Origin of the sequence: Amycolatopsis sp. NPDC049253, from assembly GCF_040678995.1 — a bacterium.
Lineage (GTDB): Bacteria > Actinomycetota > Actinomycetes > Mycobacteriales > Pseudonocardiaceae > Amycolatopsis.
The window spans coordinates 1-18,651 of sequence record NZ_JBFAQX010000010.1 but is presented as its reverse complement, the minus strand read 5'-3'; the positions used below and the strand labels follow the sequence as shown (position 1 = coordinate 18,651).

At 69.0% G+C, this 18,651-nt stretch carries 13 protein-coding genes and 1 tRNA gene; 9 read left to right on the top strand and 5 right to left on the bottom strand.

All coding sequences use genetic code 11. From position 1 onward, the window contains the following. Positions 1–2,885 precede the first annotated feature (2,885 nt). From AB0K15_RS23155 to rpmH, 5 genes are read right to left on the bottom strand one after another with little or no spacing between them, the layout of a single operon-like run. Complete coding sequence (locus tag AB0K15_RS23155) at positions 2,886–3,461, bottom strand: R3H domain-containing nucleic acid-binding protein (protein WP_364053931.1); 576 nt, start codon at positions 3,459–3,461, stop codon at positions 2,886–2,888. Between the two features lie 28 nt (positions 3,462–3,489). Continuing rightward, positions 3,490–4,713, bottom strand: a complete 1,224-nt coding sequence (gene yidC, locus AB0K15_RS23150; RefSeq protein ID WP_364053928.1) for a membrane protein insertase YidC — start codon at positions 4,711–4,713, stop codon at positions 3,490–3,492. A gap of 4 nt (positions 4,714–4,717) precedes the next feature. Next, positions 4,718–5,050 carry a membrane protein insertion efficiency factor YidD gene (gene yidD / locus AB0K15_RS23145; RefSeq protein WP_364053925.1) on the bottom strand — a complete coding sequence of 111 codons (333 nt, stop codon included), beginning with the start codon at positions 5,048–5,050 and terminating at the stop codon, positions 4,718–4,720. A 5-nt stretch (positions 5,051–5,055) separates the two neighbouring features. Next, a complete protein-coding gene (rnpA, locus tag AB0K15_RS23140) occupies positions 5,056–5,487 on the bottom strand; it encodes a ribonuclease P protein component (protein ID WP_285971342.1) in 432 nt (143 codons plus the stop codon). 21 nt (positions 5,488–5,508) lie between these two features. Further along, the gene (gene rpmH, locus AB0K15_RS23135; protein ID WP_285971341.1) at positions 5,509–5,652 is read right to left on the bottom strand and encodes a 50S ribosomal protein L34; all 144 of its coding nucleotides are present in this window, start codon (positions 5,650–5,652) and stop codon (positions 5,509–5,511) included. 597 nt (positions 5,653–6,249) lie between these two features. On the opposite strand from rpmH, the gene dnaA reads away from it, so the two are divergent. The 9 genes from dnaA (at position 6,250) to AB0K15_RS23090 (ending at position 18,598) form a co-directional block, all read left to right on the top strand. Continuing rightward, on the top strand, positions 6,250–7,968 hold the full coding sequence (dnaA, locus tag AB0K15_RS23130) for a chromosomal replication initiator protein DnaA (protein WP_364053921.1): 1,719 nt from the start codon (positions 6,250–6,252) through the stop codon (positions 7,966–7,968). A gap of 1,007 nt (positions 7,969–8,975) precedes the next feature. After that, positions 8,976–10,109 (top strand): DNA polymerase III subunit beta, encoded by a 1,134-nt coding sequence (gene dnaN / locus AB0K15_RS23125; protein WP_285971339.1) that lies wholly within the window; start codon positions 8,976–8,978, stop codon positions 10,107–10,109. Positions 10,110–10,156: 47 nt separating this feature from the next. Beyond that, a complete protein-coding gene (gnd, locus tag AB0K15_RS23120; protein ID WP_364053917.1) occupies positions 10,157–11,047 on the top strand; it encodes a phosphogluconate dehydrogenase (NAD(+)-dependent, decarboxylating) in 891 nt (296 codons plus the stop codon). Between the two features lie 12 nt (positions 11,048–11,059). Further along, entirely contained in the window at positions 11,060–12,214 is a 1,155-nt protein-coding gene (recF, locus tag AB0K15_RS23115) for a DNA replication/repair protein RecF (RefSeq protein WP_364053914.1), read from the top strand. 208 nt (positions 12,215–12,422) lie between these two features. Further along, complete coding sequence (locus AB0K15_RS23110) at positions 12,423–12,956, top strand: DciA family protein (RefSeq protein ID WP_364053911.1); 534 nt, start codon at positions 12,423–12,425, stop codon at positions 12,954–12,956. A 197-nt stretch (positions 12,957–13,153) separates the two neighbouring features. Further along, on the top strand, positions 13,154–15,121 hold the full coding sequence (gyrB, locus tag AB0K15_RS23105) for a DNA topoisomerase (ATP-hydrolyzing) subunit B (protein WP_364053908.1): 1,968 nt from the start codon (positions 13,154–13,156) through the stop codon (positions 15,119–15,121). 48 nt (positions 15,122–15,169) lie between these two features. Further along, entirely contained in the window at positions 15,170–17,773 is a 2,604-nt protein-coding gene (gene gyrA / locus AB0K15_RS23100) for a DNA gyrase subunit A (RefSeq protein WP_364053905.1), read from the top strand. 35 nt (positions 17,774–17,808) lie between these two features. After that, a complete protein-coding gene (locus tag AB0K15_RS23095; RefSeq protein ID WP_364053902.1) occupies positions 17,809–18,474 on the top strand; it encodes a DUF3566 domain-containing protein in 666 nt (221 codons plus the stop codon). Between the two features lie 50 nt (positions 18,475–18,524). Then, a tRNA-Ile gene (locus AB0K15_RS23090) sits at positions 18,525–18,598 on the top strand. Positions 18,599–18,651: the final 53 nt, after the last annotated feature.

Below are 18,651 nucleotides of genomic sequence, written 5' to 3'. Positions count from 1 at the left end.
GGGGAGTCGCAGAAGAGCTGCTAGCAGTCCACCGTCAGACATCGGTGGCAGCGGCCGCCTTGCGCGGGCGCACCCGGGCACCCGCTCGGCCACGGCCCAGGGCAAGACCGGGCGCTTGGCTGTAGATGAGAGACGCGGGTCGTGCGTGCACGAGAGCGCGGATCCGAAGCCTCAAGCAGTTAGAGACGAGGCGCCGCGATGAGTCGCGCTGCGTGAGGCAGACTCCGCCGCTACGCCGCCGCCGGGCGAAACCGGCGGGTTCGTGCGAGGTGACAGGGTGAGGGTCGCGGCGAGTACCGGTCTCGTGATGCGGTCGGGTGGGGGTCGACCGGTGTTGTCCGAACTGATCCGGCCAGCCCGGACGGGCGGACGCACGGCACCCGAGCCAGTCCGGCGCACCAGTCGGCGAATGAAGGGCAGAGGCGCCACCGGAGGCGGTCCACTGGGGTCGGATCCACTTACGCCAGGCGATCCGCGGAGCGGCGGGACGGAGAGCAGGTTCCAGCGAGCGCGGGCTGAGGCGAGCCGGTCGGGGACCACCGAGACGTGTCGAGGCGCGCTGGGAAGTGCGTCCGGTCACCCGCGACGGCAGCACCGGAGCGAGTCCGGGCGGCTTGGGCAGGCGCGGTCTCGGTGGTGCGGAGTTGCGATCAAGACCTGCGGGGCCGGCAAGACCCGTGTGCGCGGCGCGTTCAGATCGGCTCGGCGGGCGGGAGCGGAGAACCTCGCCTAGTTGGTCGATGGATGGAACGGAAGCCCTCGGTGGAGCCGGATGTCTGAAGGCACGCGAGCGACGGAGCCGCGCTGCCGCCGAGGGTTTGCGGACGCAGCGACTGCGGGGCCGTGACAGGAGACGGCGAGGTTGAGCCGTCATGACCGGAGATGCGCGAGAGTCGCGAGTGGTGATTCGGGTGGACGCGCCGGAGCACGTCGATCGGGTTGGGAGTGTGCCCGGCCGGTGCGTGCCCGGGTGGAGGCCGGGAGCGGCTGGAGATCCGGCGACGGAGCAGCCCGTCGCTCGCGCAGCCTGAGTGACACGGGGGAGGTCGCGACAGATAGTCGGACTGGGTGGAGATGAAACGGAGTCGCGGTGAGGTCAGCGCCGCTACGGAGTTAGGGACGAAGCAGGCGTGGAGTCCCGCCCCTGCAGTCCGGCACCTGCGAGCCACGATGCCGGCGCGAAGGTCCGGTGCCCTGAGTAGCTGCGCGGCCAAGAACACCGGGGCGACGGCCGCAGTAGCTGGTTCGGCCCAACGCGTGCGACGGCAAGTGCGAGATCGGCTCCGAGCCGAAGTTGCGAGACGGAAACGCGATCAGCACGGGGGCGAGCCCGGGTCACGACAGCCAGACGATAAGCACGGCAGAGGGTTCACGCCTTGGCGGCACAGCGACGAGCGGGGGAGCAGGTTTAGGCGATGGCCCGGCAGCCGCCCGGGGCACGACAGCAACCTCCGAAGCGGATGCGAGCCACGGGGGCCAAGGCGATGGGCACGAGAGGGAGTTCGAGCCGGCGGGCCAACGCGATGGGGCAACAACGAGTTCCGGCCCCGGTGCACAGCGACGATCGCGGGCATCAGTTCGAGCCACTGCGACAAGAGAGTCGGCGTGGAGAGCGGGTCTCGGAGCGGCGATGCACCTGCCGAGCATGGGGAGCAGGTTCACGGCACAGAGGCAAGAGAGTCGGCGTGCGGAGCGCGTCCGGCGTACGACCGTGAGACCCCGAGCGAGGGAACTGGTCCGGGCCATGGCGGCCAGTGGACGAGCTCAGGGAGCGGATCCGGGCACGATAGGGAAACCCCCAGCGCGGGAGCCGGTCTGGGGCACAGCGGCCAGCGGACGGGCGTGGGGAGAGCCGGTTCGGGGACACAGCGGTGAGGTCGCCCAGTGCAAGAGCCGGTTCGCCGGCATGGCGGCTAATGGGCGGGTGCCGCGGCCGGTGGGATGGCGTGGGAGCAGCCGGTGTGGGGACGCGGTGGTGAGACCGCTCTGCACGAGAGTCGGCGGCGCGTGTGGGCGTGGAGAACCACGTCTTGGCACGCAATGAGGCGATGAGCGCGACAGGAGAGCGCGGGGCACGACGGCAAGAGGACCGTCGCAGGGGAGGCAGTCCGGGGGCACGATGGCGAGGCTGCCTAGCGCGGAGTCGGCGGCGGGCGCGGGCGGTGGAGACCGGGCGCTGGCACGCAATGAGGCGATGAACACGGCAGTGGCGCGCGAGGTCTGGCGGCGAAGCGCGGAAGCGGAGCCGGGACATGGCGGCAAGGTGACCGGCAGAGGAGCCGGCTCGGAGCACGGTAGCGAGGCCACCAGGGCCGGCAGCGGTCCAAGACGAGAGGGCGCCCCGAGTGGGCCCAGGACGAGAGGCGACTCAAGGCAGGAGAACCCTCGCAGGAGCCGGCCTAGAGCGGGAGCCGGCCCAAGGCGGGAGCCGGCCCAAAGCAGGAGGTGGCGCAGAGCAGGAGACGGCCCAAAGCGGGAGGCGGAAGCGACTGCGCGTGGCTCGGGGTGCATCCCAACACGGTTCGGTACCGCTCGGGGTGATCCGGAAAATGCTCGATGTCGACCTGGACAATCTGAGCAACCGGCTGGTTCTGCACCTCCAGCTCGCGGTACTGGAACTAGAGCGGGAGCCGGTCCAAGGCGGGAGGCCACTCAAAGCAGAAAGCAGCACAAGGCGAGAGGTGGCGCAGAGCCAAAGGCGGCCCAGGGCAGCAGCCTGCCGCGTGCAGTACGGCGGAACGAGCAAGCACCGAGCGCGGGGACAAAAGAAGCGGCCCACCGGATGTCCGGCGGGCCGCTTCTGCTCAGTGCTTCGTAATACTCAGTGACGCATCCAGGTCACCCGCATCAAGCCGCGACAGGGGCGGCAGCGCGGGGCAGGAGGCTCAGCCCTCCGGGAAGATCACCACGCGGCGCTTCGGGTCTTCGCCCTCGCTTTCGCTCGTGACGCCGTCCACGGTGGCCACCGCGTCGTGGACCACCTTGCGTTCGAAGGGGCTCATGGGCTGCAGGCGGACGCGTTCGCCGCTCTGGAGCACTGACTCGGCGGTGGAGCGGCCGAGTTCGCGGAGCTCTTCGCGGCGGTCGGCGCGCCAGCCGGCGATGTCGAGCATAAGGCGGCTGCGGGAGCCCGTCTCCTGCTGGACGGCGAGGCGGGTGAGCTCCTGCAGGGCCTCGAGCACGGTGCCGCGGGGGCCGACGAGCTTTTCGAGGTCCTCGCCGCCGTCGATGCTGATGATGGCGCGGCCGGCTTCGACGTCGAGGTCGATGTCGCCGTCGTAGTCGAGCAGGTCGAGCAGGCGCTCGAGGTAGTCGCCGGCGATGTCGCCTTCCTGCACGAGCAGGTCGTCGCCGCCCGGCTTCTCCTCGGCGGCGTCGGCGGGGGCACCCGCCGCGGGTGCGGCCGAGGCCGTGGTCTCTTCGTCCTGATCGGCGTCGATCGTGTCGACCGTCTCCGACATCATTCGTCTCCTCTCCGAACCGGCTGCGTCAGCGACGCTTCCGGCCCGACTTCCTGGTCGAGTCCTTGAGGAGCCCGGAAACCCCGGTTCCGTTCTCCTTGTTCGATCCGTTCTGGGCCGGCTGCTGCGCCGGCTTCGACGGGGTCGCCTTGGTGTCCGGCTCGGACGGCTCCGATGGCTCGGACGACTTGGCCTGCGCGGCCGCCTTCGGCTGGGAGGCGGCTGCGGCCTTCTTGCTCTCCACGCCACCAGAGGAAGACGGGGGCTTCGTCTGCGCGAAACCGTGCGCCGAACCCGCCTTGGTCACCTTGCCCTGCTGCTGACCGTTGCCGGACGGGTTGTTCTTCTTCTGCTGCACCGGCTTCTGCCCGACCTTCGGAGCCGTCGGCTTCTGCCCGGGCTTCGGCCCGAGCGACGCTCGCTTCTCCGCGGCCTCCGCCTTGCGCGCGGCCTCTTCCTTGTCGATGCGCGTGTACACGAGCCGCTGCTGCATCAGCGTCCAGCCGTTGTTCGCCAGCCAGTAGAAGAGCAGGCCGAGCGGGAACAGGGCACCGAACACGAGCACGCCGAGCGGGAAGATGTACATCGTCAGCTTGTTCATGATCGCGGTCTGCGGGGTGGCCGACGCGGCGTTCTGCCGGGCCACGGAGTGCCGCGCGGTGAGGTGCGTGGCGATCGACGCGACGATCATCAGGGGCAGCGCCACCGGCAGCACGCTCCAGTGGAACCCGACCGCACCGGTCTGGCCACCGGCCACCACGCCGACGCCGTTGTAGACCGCCTCACCGAGGTTGACGCCGAAGAGCTTCGCGTTGACGTACGACTGCACATCGTGCTGGCTGAAGAAGTAGTTCTCCGTCTTCACCCCGCCGCCGGGCGGCTGGATCGTGAAGGCACGCAGCACGTGGTTCAGACCGATGAACACCGGGATCTGAAGAAGCATCGGAAGACAGCTGCCCAGCGGGTTGACGCCGTGCTCGCGCTGGAGCTTCTGCATCTCCTGCGCCTGGCGCTGCTTGTCGTTCGCGTACTTTTTCTGGAGCTTCTTCATCTCCGGCGCGAAGTCTTGCATCTTCTTCATCGACCGGACCTGGTTCACGAACGGCTTGAACATGATGCCGCGGACCGTGAACGTCAGGAAGATGATCGCGAGGATCCAGGAAATCGCCGACGCTTCCCCGAACGCGAACCCGAATACCTTGTGCCAACACCACAAGATGAAGGACACGGGGTAGTAGATGAAATCGAGCACTGAGCTACTCCTCGATCGGTGTTTCAGGCAGGTGGTGGCGCCACGAGAACTTCTCGGGTACCGGATCGCGGCCCGGCGGTGTCCACGGGCCGCACCGCCCCAGCCGGCGCAGCGCGAGGTAGGAGCCGCGGCCGGCACCGTGCCGGGTCAGGGCTTCGACTGCGTACGCGCTGCAGCTCGGGTAGAAGCGGCAGGCCGGCGGCAGGAAAGGCGAGATCGCCTTGCGATAGAACTTGATGGGGAGGAGCAGCACCCACGCGACCGGCCCGGGGCGGCGCGGGGCCGTCTCCCCGGTGACTTCGGTGCCGCCGTGGGTGTGCTCGGGAGTGGCTTGCATAGCCGTTACACCGCTGATCCGTGGTCGGGGGCCGCGTCCTGCTGACGCGGTTGCCGGGGAGCACCTTCCCCGGCGGTGCGGCGGGACGAGGTGAGTCCGAGCCGGCGCAACGCCGCGTCGAGATCGGCGCCGAGCTCCGCGCTCGAAGCGGACGCCGCCGGAGGTAATGCCCGTACGACCAACGAGCTACCCGGGGGCAGTGTTCCGAGCCGGGCCGAAACGAGATGACGCAGTTGCCGGGTCACTCGGTGGCGCACCACCGAGTTCCCGACGGCCTTGCTCACCACAAAACCCGCCCTGGCCGCATCGGGTGCGGCCGCGGACGGGTCCGTGGTCAACGCGTGAACGACGAGGCGACGCCTGCCTGCCCGGGAGCCCCGGCGGAGAACGACCCGGAAGTCCTCACTCCGCCGTAGACGTGCGGCTGCGGGCAGCACGGCGCGCCTCGACGAGCCGGATCAGGCGGACAGCGCGGCGCGGCCCTTGCGACGACGAGCGCCCAAGATGGCACGGCCGGCACGGGTCCGCATGCGGAGGCGGAAACCGTGGGTCCGCGCGCGTCGGCGGTTGTTCGGCTGGAAGGTGCGCTTACCCTTGCTCACTGCTACTCCTGTGTCTCGGCCGTCGGGCGACGGATTTCGGCCGTCTACCGGCATGTCGTGCGGGCGCACGGCAGTCTCTGGTGTCTCCTACCAACGTGTGGCCTCGTCACGACGAGCGACGACATACGTGGGCACGCGAAACGCACCCGTCGCTTACGGGAGACCTTACGAGGGTACGCACCCCGGTCGGGAGCCGTGTAGGCACCCCCTCCGCCACGCTCGGCGACCGGCCCGTGACCTCGCCTTCCCGCACGCCGGGGCACCGAATGGCAACACGCCGTACACCGTGAAATGCTTGCGCGCGACGATGCCTTGTGGCAGCGGGCGAGGCTTGTTAGCGTGCCTCTTCCGGGTCTCCGGTCGCGAGGCGAGCGGCGGGATCGCCACCGGGGTGTGGAGGCGCCCACGGCGAACGTCGAGCCCGCAGGTGGCGTGGCTGCGGGCAGCCGTACATTAGTGCACAGCTGTGGACAACTATGTGGATATTCGCTGTGCCCGCGCGCAGGTCGGTCCAAGATGACGTCCAGGGGAGTGTTTCGCGGGCGTGCTTGGGGTGATTCCGCCGTTCACGCCGACGAGGGGAGGGGAGCCAGACAGGTGTCCGAGCACCAGCACAATCTGGGCGTCATCTGGGAGCAGGTGGTGCGGGAGCTGTCCGACGGCACCCTCTCGCCGCAGCAACGGGCCTGGATGCGGGTGACGAGGCCCATCGGCCTGCTCGACGGCACCGCCCTGCTGGCTGCCCCCAGTGACTTCGCGAAGGAAGCGATCGAACGCGCCCTGCGGGGCGCGATCACCGACGCCCTTTCCCGCCGGCTCGGCCGCGCCGTGTCGCTCGCCGTGAAGGTCGACAGCGCCGAGGCCATCGCGCCCGCGTCGCGCTACGTGCCCTCACCTCCTCGGGTGGAAAACGGGCACCCCGACAACGGCCGCGTCGACAACGGTCACCTGGAACCCGGTCACCTCGACCCCGCGCACGTGGAGAACGGCCGGCCCGACAACGGCCGCCTTGACCACGGGCGGCTCGAGAACGGTTCCGCCACGCAGCAGCGCCCGCCGATCGACGGCGCCTCCATGGCCGCCGCGCGCGCCGCCCGGCCCGAGCCGCCGCGCCAGCGTCCGGTGCCGCAGCCGGCCCCGCTCGAGGAGTCCGACGACCCGAACGAAGAAGTGGACGAGGAAGGCGAAGCGCTCGCCGCCGTCCACGAGATCTGGCCGACCTTCTCCGGTCAGCCGATCGCCGGGCAGCCCTACACCGCGCCTGCGCAGCCGCAGACGTCGAAGACGAAGCTCAACGAGAAGTACACCTTCGACACGTTCGTGATCGGCGCGTCCAACCGGTTCGCCCACGCGGCCGCGGTGGCCGTGGCCGAGGCGCCGGCCCGTGCGTACAACCCGCTGTTCATCTGGGGTGAGTCCGGGCTCGGCAAGACGCACCTGCTGCACGCCGTGGGCCACTACGCACAACGGCTGTTCCCCGGCATGCGCGTGCGCTACGTCTCGACCGAAGAGTTCACCAACGACTTCATCAACTCGCTGCGAGACGACCGCAAGGTCGCCTTCCAGCGGCGCTACCGCGACATCGACATCTTGCTCGTCGACGACATCCAGTTCCTGGAAGGCAAAGAAGGTACGCAGGAAGAGTTCTTCCACACCTTCAACACCCTCCACAACGCGAACAAGCAGATCGTCGTCAGCTCCGACCGCCCGCCCAAGCGCCTCGAGACGCTGGAGGACCGGCTGCGGACGCGGTTCGAGTGGGGCCTGATCACCGACATCCAGCCGCCCGAGCTCGAAACCCGCATCGCCATCCTGCGCAAGAAGGCCGCGCAGGACCGGCTGGCGGTGCCGGGTGAGGTGCTGGAGTTCATCGCCTCGCGCGTGGAGGCGAACATCCGCGAGCTCGAGGGCGCGCTGATCCGCGTCACCGCGTTCGCGTCGCTCAACCAGCAGGCCGTGGACGTCGGGCTCGCCGAGATCGTGCTGCGCGACCTGATCCCCGACTCGCACGCGCCGGAGATCACCGCGCCGACGATCATGGGCGTCACCGCGGAGTTCTTCGACGTCACGCTCGACGACCTCTGCGGGCCCGGCAAGACGAAGGCCCTCGCCACGGCGCGCCAGATCGCGATGTACTTGTGCCGCGAGCTCACCGACATGTCGCTGCCGAAGATCGGGCAGACGTTCGGCGGCCGCGACCACACGACCGTGATGCACGCCGACAAGAAGATCCGCAAGGAGATGGCCGAGCGCCGGCGCATCTACGACCAGGTGCAGGAGCTCACGTCGCGGATCAAGCAGCGGGCTCGGCAGTAGCTCGGAGTTCGTGAAGGAGGGCGTCGTCTACGGGCGGCGCCCTCCTTTTGTATGGGGCCCGGCGCGCACAACGGCGCTCAGCGAGGCCCAGTCGGCGCTGAGACCCCGCACCGGGCCCGCGAGCCGTCCACAGCGAGACCGGTTTCCCTTACCACAAAACACCTTCCACAACGCCACGGGTCCAACGTGGACGAAGCACCCGTACACAGGCGAAGCAGCGAAGCAAGCGGCTGTGCCTTCGCCCACGTACGCACGCGTCCACAACCATCCCCAAACCCATTGATACACAAGCAGTTTTCCCCACCCTGTGCGCAGTTTGTGCACAACTCCAGCAGATCCGTCAGCTGCACCGACGCCGAAACGGTCCACATCCCGCCCACACGGAATCCACAGACTTTCCACAGGGCTGTCCACGGGGATTCCACAGGTTGCCCACACGTGATCCACATCGGGAGCCCGTCACTCTCCAGGGCGATTCGGACCCGTTTCGGCACCCACAGAACCTGGGTACAACTCCCCCCACACCTGGGGACAACCATGGGGACAACCGGCCCGAGATGTGGATGGATCGCGGCCGGGACGAAACCATCCACGGATCGCCCAAACCATCCACCGATCCACCACCAGGACTCTCCACACGCCGACGCACCCGCCGACCTGCGCGAACGAGCTCTGTCCACACAACCCACAGCCCCTATTACTGCTACTGCTCTTAGATCTTTTGAAAGAAAGAACAAAACAAAAACAGGCGATGGACGAAGTTGGGGACAAGCCGTCGAGCCTGTCTCCTTGTCGACAAAGTCAAGGGGAGGCCGAGGTGACGGGACCCCCGGTGACGGCCTAACGTGGATGCCTGCACCTGGTCCGTTCCTGCGCGCCGATCCCGGCACGCCGAAACGGGCCGGCCCGGTGGGGACTCGGTCGCGGCGTACTGGCGCAGTACTCGTGAACCGCCAGCCGCCGACCCTTCACGAGCCGAGGGGCTCGGCTGTCGAAAGGATGCGCGCATGAAGATCCGCGTCGAGCGCGACGGGCTTGCCGACGCCGTCGCCTGGGTGGCCAGGAGCCTCCCGTCCCGGCCTCCGGTGCCGGTGCTGGGCGGTGTGCTGCTCGACGCGGGTGCGGACGGGGAGTCCGACGCGCTCACGGTGTCCGGGTTCGACTACGAGGTCTCCGCCACGGTGGGCGTCCCCGCGACGATCGCCGACGGTGGCCGCCTCCTGGTCTCCGGCCGCCTCCTCGCCGACATCACCAAGGCGCTGCCCGCGCAGCCGGTCGAGATCTCCGTCGACGGCGCGCGCGCCACCATCACGTGCGGCAGCGCGCGCTTCTCCCTGCCGACCATGCCTGTCGAGGACTACCCGCAGCTGCCGTCCCAGCCCGCCTTCGCGGGTGAGCTCACCGGCGACACGTTCGGCCAGGCCGTGACCCAGGTCGTCACCGCCGCCGGCAAGGACGACACGCTCCCGATGCTCACCGGCATGCGGCTGGAGATCTCGGGCGAGACCCTCACGCTCGTGGCCACCGACCGCTTCCGCCTCGCCATGCGCGAGTTCACGTGGAAGCCGGCCGAGGGCCTGCCCGACGCCGCGGTGCTCGTGCCCGCGCGCACGCTCGCCGAAGCCGCGAAGACGCTCGGCGGCGCCGGCAGCACCGTGCGCCTCGCGCTCGCCAGCGGCGAAGGCCTGCTCGGCCTTTCGGGCAACGGCCGCTACACCACCACCCGCCTCCTCGATGCGGAGTTCCCGCCGTACCGGCAGCTGCTGCCGGCGACCCACACCTCGCGCGCCGTGATCGAGGTGTCGGCGCTCGCCGAGTCGATCAAGCGCGTCTCGCTGGTCGCCGAACGCGGCACGCAGGTGCGGCTGGAGTTCGCCGACGGGTCGCTGCGGCTTTCCGCCGGCGGCGACGACGAAGGCAGCGCCGAAGAAGAGCTGCAGGTCGACTACGAAGGCGAACCGGTCACCATCGCCTTCAACCCCGGCTACCTCGTCGACGGGCTCGGCGCGCTGCACAGCGACCGCGCGGAGCTCACCTTCACCACCCCCAACCGGCCGGCGCTCATCAAGCCCGCCGACGCCGAGGGCAACGTCGTCCCCGGTTATCTCTACCTGCTGATGCCGGTTCGCCTCCCGGGCTGACCGGTCCGTCACAACCGAGGATTTTCGTTACTAACTAAGGGGATCTCATGGTTCAGCTCGGTCTCGTGGGCCTGGGCAAAATGGGCTTCAACATGCGCGAGCGGCTGCGTGCCGCCGGGCACGAGGTCGTCGGCTACGACCGCAACCCGGCCGTCACCGATTCCGAGTCGCTCGCTGACCTGGTGTCCAAACTGGACGCGCCGCGCATCGTCTGGATCATGGTCCCCGCCGGCGACCCGACGCGGCAGACCGTGGTGGAGCTCAGCCAGGCGCTGTCCGAGGGCGACCTCGTGATCGACGGAGGCAACTCGAAGTTCACCGACGACAAGCTGAACGCCGACCTGCTGGCGGCCAAGGGCATCGGCTACCTCGACTGCGGTGTCTCCGGCGGCGTGTGGGGCAAGGACAACGGCTACGGCCTCATGGTCGGCGGCGCCGGTTCCGACGTCGCCCGCGCGATGCCGATCTTCGACACGCTGCGTCCGGAAGGCCCGCGTGAGGAAGGCTTCTCGCACGCCGGCGAGGTCGGCGCAGGTCACTACGCGAAGATGATCCACAACGGCATCGAGTACGGCATCATGCAGGCCTACGCCGAGGGCTTCGAGCTGCTCGAGGCCGCGCACGTGGTCAAGGACGTGCCCGCCGTGATCAAGGGCTGGCAGCGCGGCACCGTCGTGCGGTCCTGGCTGCTCGACCTGCTGGTGCGCGCGCTGGAGGAGGACCCGGAGCTCGACGACCTCGAGGGTTACGTCGAAGACTCGGGCGAGGGCCGCTGGACGCTGGAGGAAGCCGTGAACAACGCGGTGCCGGCGCCGGTGCTCTCGGCGGCGCTGTTCGCCCGGTTCTCCTCGCGGCAGAAGGACTCCGCGGCGATGCGGGCCGTCGCCGCGCTGCGCAACCAGTTCGGTGGCCACGCTGTGAAGAAGGCCGGGAGCTAGCCTCCCCACCCCGTGTATCTGCGACATCTCCAGGTCACCGACTTCCGGTCCTGGCCGCAAGCCGACCTCGCCCTCGAGCCGGGGCCGGTCGTGCTCGTCGGCCAGAACGGCCGGGGGAAGACGAACCTGCTCGAGGCGATCGGCTACGTCGCGACCCTGGGTTCCCACCGGGTCGCGACGGACGCCCCGCTGATCCGGCACGGGTGTGAGCGCGCGCTCGTGCGCGTCGCCGTGGTCAACGACGACCGCGAGCTCACCGTCGAGCTCGAGATCACGGCCGGACGCGCCAACCGCGCCCGCGTGAACCGGGGCGCGGTCGGCAAGCCGCGCGACGTGCTCGGGATCCTGCGCACGGTGCTGTTCTCCCCGGAGGACCTGGCGCTCGTGCGCGGGGACCCGAGTGAGCGCCGCCGGTTCATGGACGAGCTGCTCGTGCTGCGCGCGCCTCGGTACGCGGGCGTGCGCGCGGACTACGAGAAGGTGCTCAAGCAGCGCAACGCCCTGCTCAAGACCGCGGGCAAACGCCGTACCGGCAAGGAGGACCCGTACGCGCTCTCGACGCTCGACGTCTGGGACGACCACCTGTCGGTGGCCGGCGCCCAGCTGCTGGCGGCGCGGCTGAACCTCATCGCCGACCTCGGGCCGTACGCGGCGGAGGCCTACATGGGGGTCGCGCCGGACTCGCGGCCGGCGTCGATCGCGTACAAGTCGTCGCTCGGCGAAGCGCTGCCACCGGGCTACGGCGTGGCCGGCGGCGAGCGGGCGGACGCGGAAGTGCTGCGTGAGCTGCTGCTCAAGGCGCTGGCCGACGTCCGGCGCAACGAGCTGGAGCGCGGCATCAGCCTCGTCGGCCCGCACCGCGACGAGCTGGAGCTGATCCTCGGCGAGGCGCCGGCGAAGGGGTACGCGAGCCACGGCGAGTCGTGGTCGTTCGCGCTGGCTCTGCGGCTCGGCAGCTACGAGCTCCTGCGTGGCGAAGCGGGCGAACCGGTCCTGCTGTTGGATGATGTGTTCGCCGAGCTCGACCGCAAACGGCGGGCGCGGCTCGCGGAGGTCGCCGCGGGTGCCGAGCAGGTGCTCATCACGGCGGCGGTGGACGAGGACGTGCCGTCGGAGCTGGCCGGCAGCCGGTTCGTGGTGGCGGATGGCGAGGTCAACCGTGCCTGAGTCCCCGGCCCCAAGATCAAGTCGGCCACGGCGGGTGACCGCGGTCACAGAAGTTACCCACCGATCTGGGGACAAACCTGTGGACAGTGTGGATAAACCCGGGAACGGGTTATCGCCGCGCGTGACGAAACGGCCTGATGAGGGCCTTGACATCCCTCGAGCGGGGAATCACCCACGTGGGCAAGCCGATTCCGGCACCGAGCGTGACGTGTCCGCTGGGCCGAACGGGAAGCCCTCCGGGCGGGACCTGGCGCACGCCGCGCTCGAGGCCGCGAAGGCCAAGGCGAAGGAACGCGGTGCTCCGCCGAACCTGCGCCGCGGCCGGATCACGGGCGGCGGGGGCCAGAACCCGCGCCGTCGTCGCTGGTCCGGGCCCGGAGCCGACGCTCGCGACCCGCAGCCGCTCGGCCGGCTCGTCTCGCGGCTGGTCTCCGACAGCGGCTGGCAGGACACGATGACCAACGCGCGCGTGTTCGGGCAGTGGGCCCGGCTCGTGGGTGAGGACGTCGCCGAACACGCCCAGCCGGTGGCGCTCAAGGACGGTGAGCTGACCGTCCGCGCGAGCTCCACGGCGTGGGCCACGCAGCTGCGGCTGCTGCAGGGGAAGCTGCTCGCGAAGATCGCCGCGGGGGTCGGCAACGGCGTGGTGAAGCGCATGCGGATCCAGGGTCCGACGGCGCCGAGCTGGAGGAAAGGACCGCGGGTCGTGCCGGGTCGCGGGCCGCGTGACACGTACGGCTGACTCCGGTTGCGTGTCGGCGGGTGAGTTCCCCGAGAACCGCTTGACAACCCGCGAGCTACGAGATGACTCGCCTTTGAGCGATTTCGCGGCTCTGTGACGCAGTGAGGGGTGTCCTTGCCGCATGTCAGCGCGCGCGGGCAAGTACACTGGAGGAGTAGCGAGCGTCCGCTCGGGCGAGACGAGGAGAAACAACGCCGGTGACCGAGAACAAGAGCGAGTACAACGCGTCGTCCATCACCGTGCTCGAAGGCCTCGAAGCGGTCCGCAAGCGCCCCGGTATGTACATCGGTTCCACCGGTGAGCGCGGTCTCCACCACCTTGTCCAAGAGGTCGTGGACAACTCCGTGGACGAGGCGATGGCCGGCTACGCGACCAAGGTCGAGGTTACTCTCCTCGCCGACGGTGGGGTGCGCGTCGTCGACGACGGCCGCGGCATCCCGGTGGACATGCACCCCAAGGAGCAGAAGCCGACCCTCGAGGTCGTGCTCACCATCCTGCACGCGGGCGGCAAGTTCGACAGCGACTCCTACGCGGTGTCCGGCGGCCTGCACGGCGTCGGCGTCTCGGTGGTGAACGCGCTGTCGACGAAGCTCCTCGCGGAGATCAAGGTCGGCGGCCGCAGCTGGCGCCAGGAGTACACCAACCAGATCCCCGGCCCGCTGGAGGACCTCGGTCCGGCCGACGGAACCGGCACCACGATCACCTTCTGGGCCGACCCGAACATCTTCGAGACCACCACGTACAACTTCGAGACGATCTCGCGTCGTCTGCAGGAGATGGCGTTCCTCAACAAGGGCCTCACCCTGTCGCTGCGCGACGAGCGCGTGGCCGACGAGGAGACCGAGGAAGACGCGGAGGGCAAGCAGGCCCGCGTCAAGGAGAAGGTCTACTGCTACCCCGGCGGGCTCGAGGACTTCGTCAAGCACATCAACGGCAGCAAGGACCCGATCCACGAGAGCGTGATCTCGTTCGACGCGAAGGGCCCCGGCCTCGAGGTCGAGGTCGCGATGCAGTGGAACAACGGGTTCACGCCGTCGGTGTACACGTTCGCCAACACGATCAACACCCACGAGGGCGGCACCCACGAAGAGGGCTTCCGCGCGGCGCTCACGCGCGTGGTCAACGCGTACGCGCGCGAGAAAAAGCTGCTCAAGGAGAAGGACGCCAACCTCACGGGTGACGACGTGCGCGAGGGTCTCGCCGCCATCGTCTCGATCAAGCTCTCCGAGCCGCAGTTCGAAGGCCAGACGAAGACGAAGCTGGGCAACAGCGAAGCCAAGACGTTCGTGCAGCAGCAGTCCAACGAGTGGCTGGCAGACTGGTTCGAGCGCAACCCCACCGAGGCGAAGACGATCATCAACAAGTCGATCTCCTCGGCGCAGGCGCGCATGGCCGCCCGCAAGGCGCGGGACCTGGTGCGCCGCAAGGGTGCGCTGGAGATCGGCGGCCTGCCCGGCAAGCTCAAGGACTGCCGCTCCAACGACCCGGGCGAGTGCGAGCTCTACATCGTGGAGGGCGACTCGGCCGGCGGCTCGGCCAAGGAAGGCCGCGACTCGATGTACCAGGCGATCTTGCCCATCCGGGGCAAGATCATCAATGTGGAGAAGGCGCGCATCGACCGCGTCCTCAAGAACACCGAGGTCCAGTCGCTGATCACGGCGCTGGGTACCGGTATCCACGACGACTTCGACATCTCGAAGCTGCGCTACCACAAGATCGTGCTGATGGCCGACGCCGACGTCGACGGCCAGCACATCACCACGCTGCTGCTCACGCTGCTGTTCCGCTTCATGAGCCCGCTGATCGAGCACGGCCACGTCTTCCTCTCGCGGCCGCCGCTGTACAAGATCAAGTGGCCGCGGTCCGAGCCGGAGTACGCGTACTCCGACAAGGAGCGCGACGCCGTGATCCAGGCGGGTGTCGAGGCCGGCCGCCGGCTGCCGAAGGACGACGCGATCCAGCGCTACAAGGGTCTCGGCGAGATGAACGCCGAAGAGCTGTGGGAGACCACGATGGACCCGGCCAACCGGCTGCTCGGCCAGGTCACCCTCGACGACGCCGCGCAGGCCGACGACCTGTTCTCCGTCCTCATGGGCGAGGACGTGGAGGCCCGGCGCTCGTTCATCACGCGCAACGCCAAGGACGTGCGCTTCCTGGACGTGTAGCCGTCCGCTGCCCCCTGACTGCCCAGACCTTTCCCCGAGAAGGAACCCATGACGGAAACCTTGCCGCCGGAACACGACCGCATCGAGCCGGTCGACATCCAGCAGGAGATGCAGCGTTCCTACATCGACTACGCCATGAGCGTGATCGTGGCGCGGGCGCTGCCGGACGTGCGCGACGGTCTCAAGCCGGTGCACCGCCGCGTGCTCTACTCCATGTTCGACTCCGGTTTCCGGCCGGACCGCGGGTACAACAAGTGCTCCCGCGTCGTCGGCGACGTCATGGGCAACTACCACCCGCACGGTGACTCGGCGATCTACGACGCGCTCGTGCGCCTGGCCCAGCCGTGGTCGATGCGCTACCCGCTCATCGACGGGCAGGGCAACTTCGGTTCGCCGGGCAACGACCCCGCCGCCGCCATGCGGTACACGGAGTCGCGCCTCGCGCCGCTGGCGATGCAGATGCTGGCGGACATCGAAGAGGACACCGTCGACTTCCGCGACAACTACGACGGCCGCACGCAAGAGCCCAACGTGCTGCCGGCGCGGTTCCCGAACCTGCTGGTCAACGGCAGTTCCGGCATCGCGGTCGGCATGGCGACCAACATCCCGCCGCACAACCTGCGGGAAGTCGCCGACGGCGTCGTGTGGGCGCTGGAGAACTACGAGGCGTCCGACGACGAGCTGCTGGCGGCGCTGCTCACGCGCATCAAGGGCCCGGACTTCCCGACCAAGGCGATGATCCTCGGCACCTCCGGGATCGAGGACGCGTACCGCACCGGCCGCGGGTCCGTGCGCATGCGTGCGGTCGTCGAGGTGGAGGAGGACGCGAAGGGCCGCACCACGCTCGTCGTGTCCGAGCTGCCGTACCAGGTGAACCCGGACAACCTCGTCGAGAACATCGCGCACCTCGTGCGCGACGGCAAGCTCACGGGCATCGCCGACATCGCCGACGAGTCCAACAGCCGCTCCGGCATGCGGATCGTGATCACGCTCAAGCGCGACGCCGTGGCGAAGGTGGTGCTGAACAACCTGTTCAAGCACACCCAGCTGCAGCAGAACTTCGGCGTGAACATGCTGGCGATCGTCGACGACGTGCCGCGCACGCTGCGGCTCGACCAGATGATCCGGCACTACGTGAAGCACCAGGTCGAGGTCATCGTCCGGCGGACCAAGTTCCGCCTGCAGAAGGCCGAGGAGCGCGCGCACATCTTGCGCGGCCTGGTCAAGGCGCTGGACATGCTCGACGAGGTCATCGCCCTGATCCGGCGTTCGCCCTCGGCCGACGAGGCGCGTCCGGGCCTGATGGAGCTCCTCGACATCGACGAGATCCAGGCCACGGCGATCCTCGACATGCAGCTGCGCCGGCTGGCCGCCCTCGAGCGTCAGCGCATCATCGACACCCTGGCCGAGATCGAGCTGGAGATCGCGGACCTCAAGGACATCCTCGAGAAGCCGGAGCGCCAGCGCGCGATCATCCGCGACGAGCTCATGGAGATCGTCGACAAGTACGGCGACGACCGGCGCACGAAGATCATCCCGTTCGACGGCGAGGTGTCGGTCGAGGACCTGATCGCGCAGGAAGACGTGGTCGTCACGATCACGCGCACCGGCTACGCGAAGCGCACGAAGACCGACCTGTACCGCTCGCAGAAGCGCGGTGGCAAGGGCGTGCAGGGTGCCACGCTGAAGCAGGACGACATCGTGCAGCACTTCTTCGTGTGCTCCACGCACGACTGGATCCTGTTCTTCACGAACAAGGGCCGCGTTTACCGCACCAAGGCGTACGACCTGCCCGAGGCCAACCGCAACGCGCGCGGCCAGCACGTGGCCAACCTGATGGCGTTCCAGCCCGACGAGCAGATCGCCCAGGTCATCGAGATCCCGAACTACGAGGTGGCGCCGTACCTGGTGCTGGCCACGCAGAAGGGGCTCGTGAAGAAGACCAAGCTGACCGACTTCGACTCCAACCGCGCGGGCGGCCTCATCGCCGTCAACCTGCGGGAAGGCGACGAGCTGGTGGGCGCCGTGCTGGCGGCGGCGGAGGACGACCTGCTGCTCGTGTCGGCCGGCGGCCAGTCGATCCGCTTCCACGCCACCGACGAGGCGCTGCGCCCGATGGGCCGCGCGACGTCCGGCGTGCTCGGCATGCGGTTCAACGACGGCGACGAGCTGCTCGGCATCAGCGTGGTCAAGCCCGACAAGTTCCTCCTGGTCGCGACCGACGGCGCGTACGCCAAGCGCACGCCGATCGAGGACTACCCGGTGCAGGGCCGCGGCGGCAAGGGTGTGCTGACCATCCAGCACGACACGAAACGTGGGAGGCTGGTGGGTGCACTCATCGTCGACGAAGACGACGAGCTGTTCGCCATCACCTCGAGCGGTGGGGTCATCCGCACGCCGGCGCGCGACGTGCGCAAGGCCGGTCGCCAGACCAAGGGCGTGCGGCTGATGAATCTGGCGGAAGGTACGACTCTTCTCGCGGTCGCACGCAACGCGGACGAGGGGTCGGACGTCGCCAATGGTGGCGAGGACTCCACCGAGCCCGCGGAAGCTTCCGTGGACGAGGCTGTGGAGACCCCCGCCGTCGACGGCGAGGTGACCACCGCGCCCGAGGAGAGCACGGAAGAAGACGGCACGGCGCCGGAGCAGTGAGCGGCGCCCCACGCACGGGTAAGGACTGACTCTTCGTGACACCATCCGAGAAGGCCGACGGCACGTCGTCGAGCCCACCCTGGCAGCGCACCGCCAAGGACGGCGGCGGCGACTCCGAGGCCACGGTCTCGACCGGGATCGCCACCGACGATGTGGTCTACTCGGATCATGAGCAGGGCGGACCGCGCGTGAGCGAGAGCGACTACCCCGCGGTGAGCGGCACGGCCGCGCCCCGGCTCTTCGGAGCCGAGGGCGCGCCGCCGGCCGCCGCCGACGTGCCCGCCGCCGGCCGCACCCGCCCCACTCCGAGCGCCCTGCGCCGCCCGGGCCGTGGCCCGCGCCGCGCGTCGCTGCAGATCAAGCGCTTCGACCCGTGGTCGGTGCTGAAGCTGTCGCTCGTCCTGGGCGTCGCGATGTTCTTCGTGTGGCTGGTCGCCGTCGGCGTGCTCTACACGGTCCTCGACGGCATGGGCGTCTGGGACAAACTGAACGGCACCTACTCGTCCCTGGTCGGCGGCGAGGGCGCCAACGCGTCCACCGAGCCCCTCATCAGCGCCGGCCGCGTGTTCGGCATCGCCGCCATCCTGGGCGCGATCAACATCGTGCTGGTTTCGGCCCTGGCCACGGTGAGCGCCTTCATCTACAACGTGTCCGCCGACCTGGCAGGCGGCCTCGAAGTCACCCTGTCGGAAAGGGAGTAACCCGGTTGCAGGGCCCCTCCGGGGGTCCTGTAAAGTTCTCCTCGTTCGACGGGCCCATAGCTCAGGCGGTTAGAGCGCTTCGCTGATAACGAAGAGGTCCCAGGTTCAAGTCCTGGTGGGCCCACGCAGGTCAAAGGCCGGTTCGCAGGTACGCGAACCGGCCTTTTTCGTGACCGC

Excerpts from the sequence above, each read along its gene's own strand:
- AB0K15_RS23155 (WP_364053931.1), bottom strand. The coding sequence starts at position 3,461 with ATGTCGGAGACGGTCGACACGATCGACGCCGATCAGGACGAAGAGACC.
- yidD (WP_364053925.1), bottom strand. The coding sequence starts at position 5,050 with ATGCAAGCCACTCCCGAGCACACCCACGGCGGCACCGAAGTCACCGGG.
- dnaN (WP_285971339.1), top strand. The coding sequence starts at position 8,976 with ATGAAGATCCGCGTCGAGCGCGACGGGCTTGCCGACGCCGTCGCCTGG.
- gnd (WP_364053917.1), top strand. The coding sequence starts at position 10,157 with ATGGTTCAGCTCGGTCTCGTGGGCCTGGGCAAAATGGGCTTCAACATG.
- gyrA (WP_364053905.1), top strand. The coding sequence starts at position 15,170 with ATGACGGAAACCTTGCCGCCGGAACACGACCGCATCGAGCCGGTCGAC.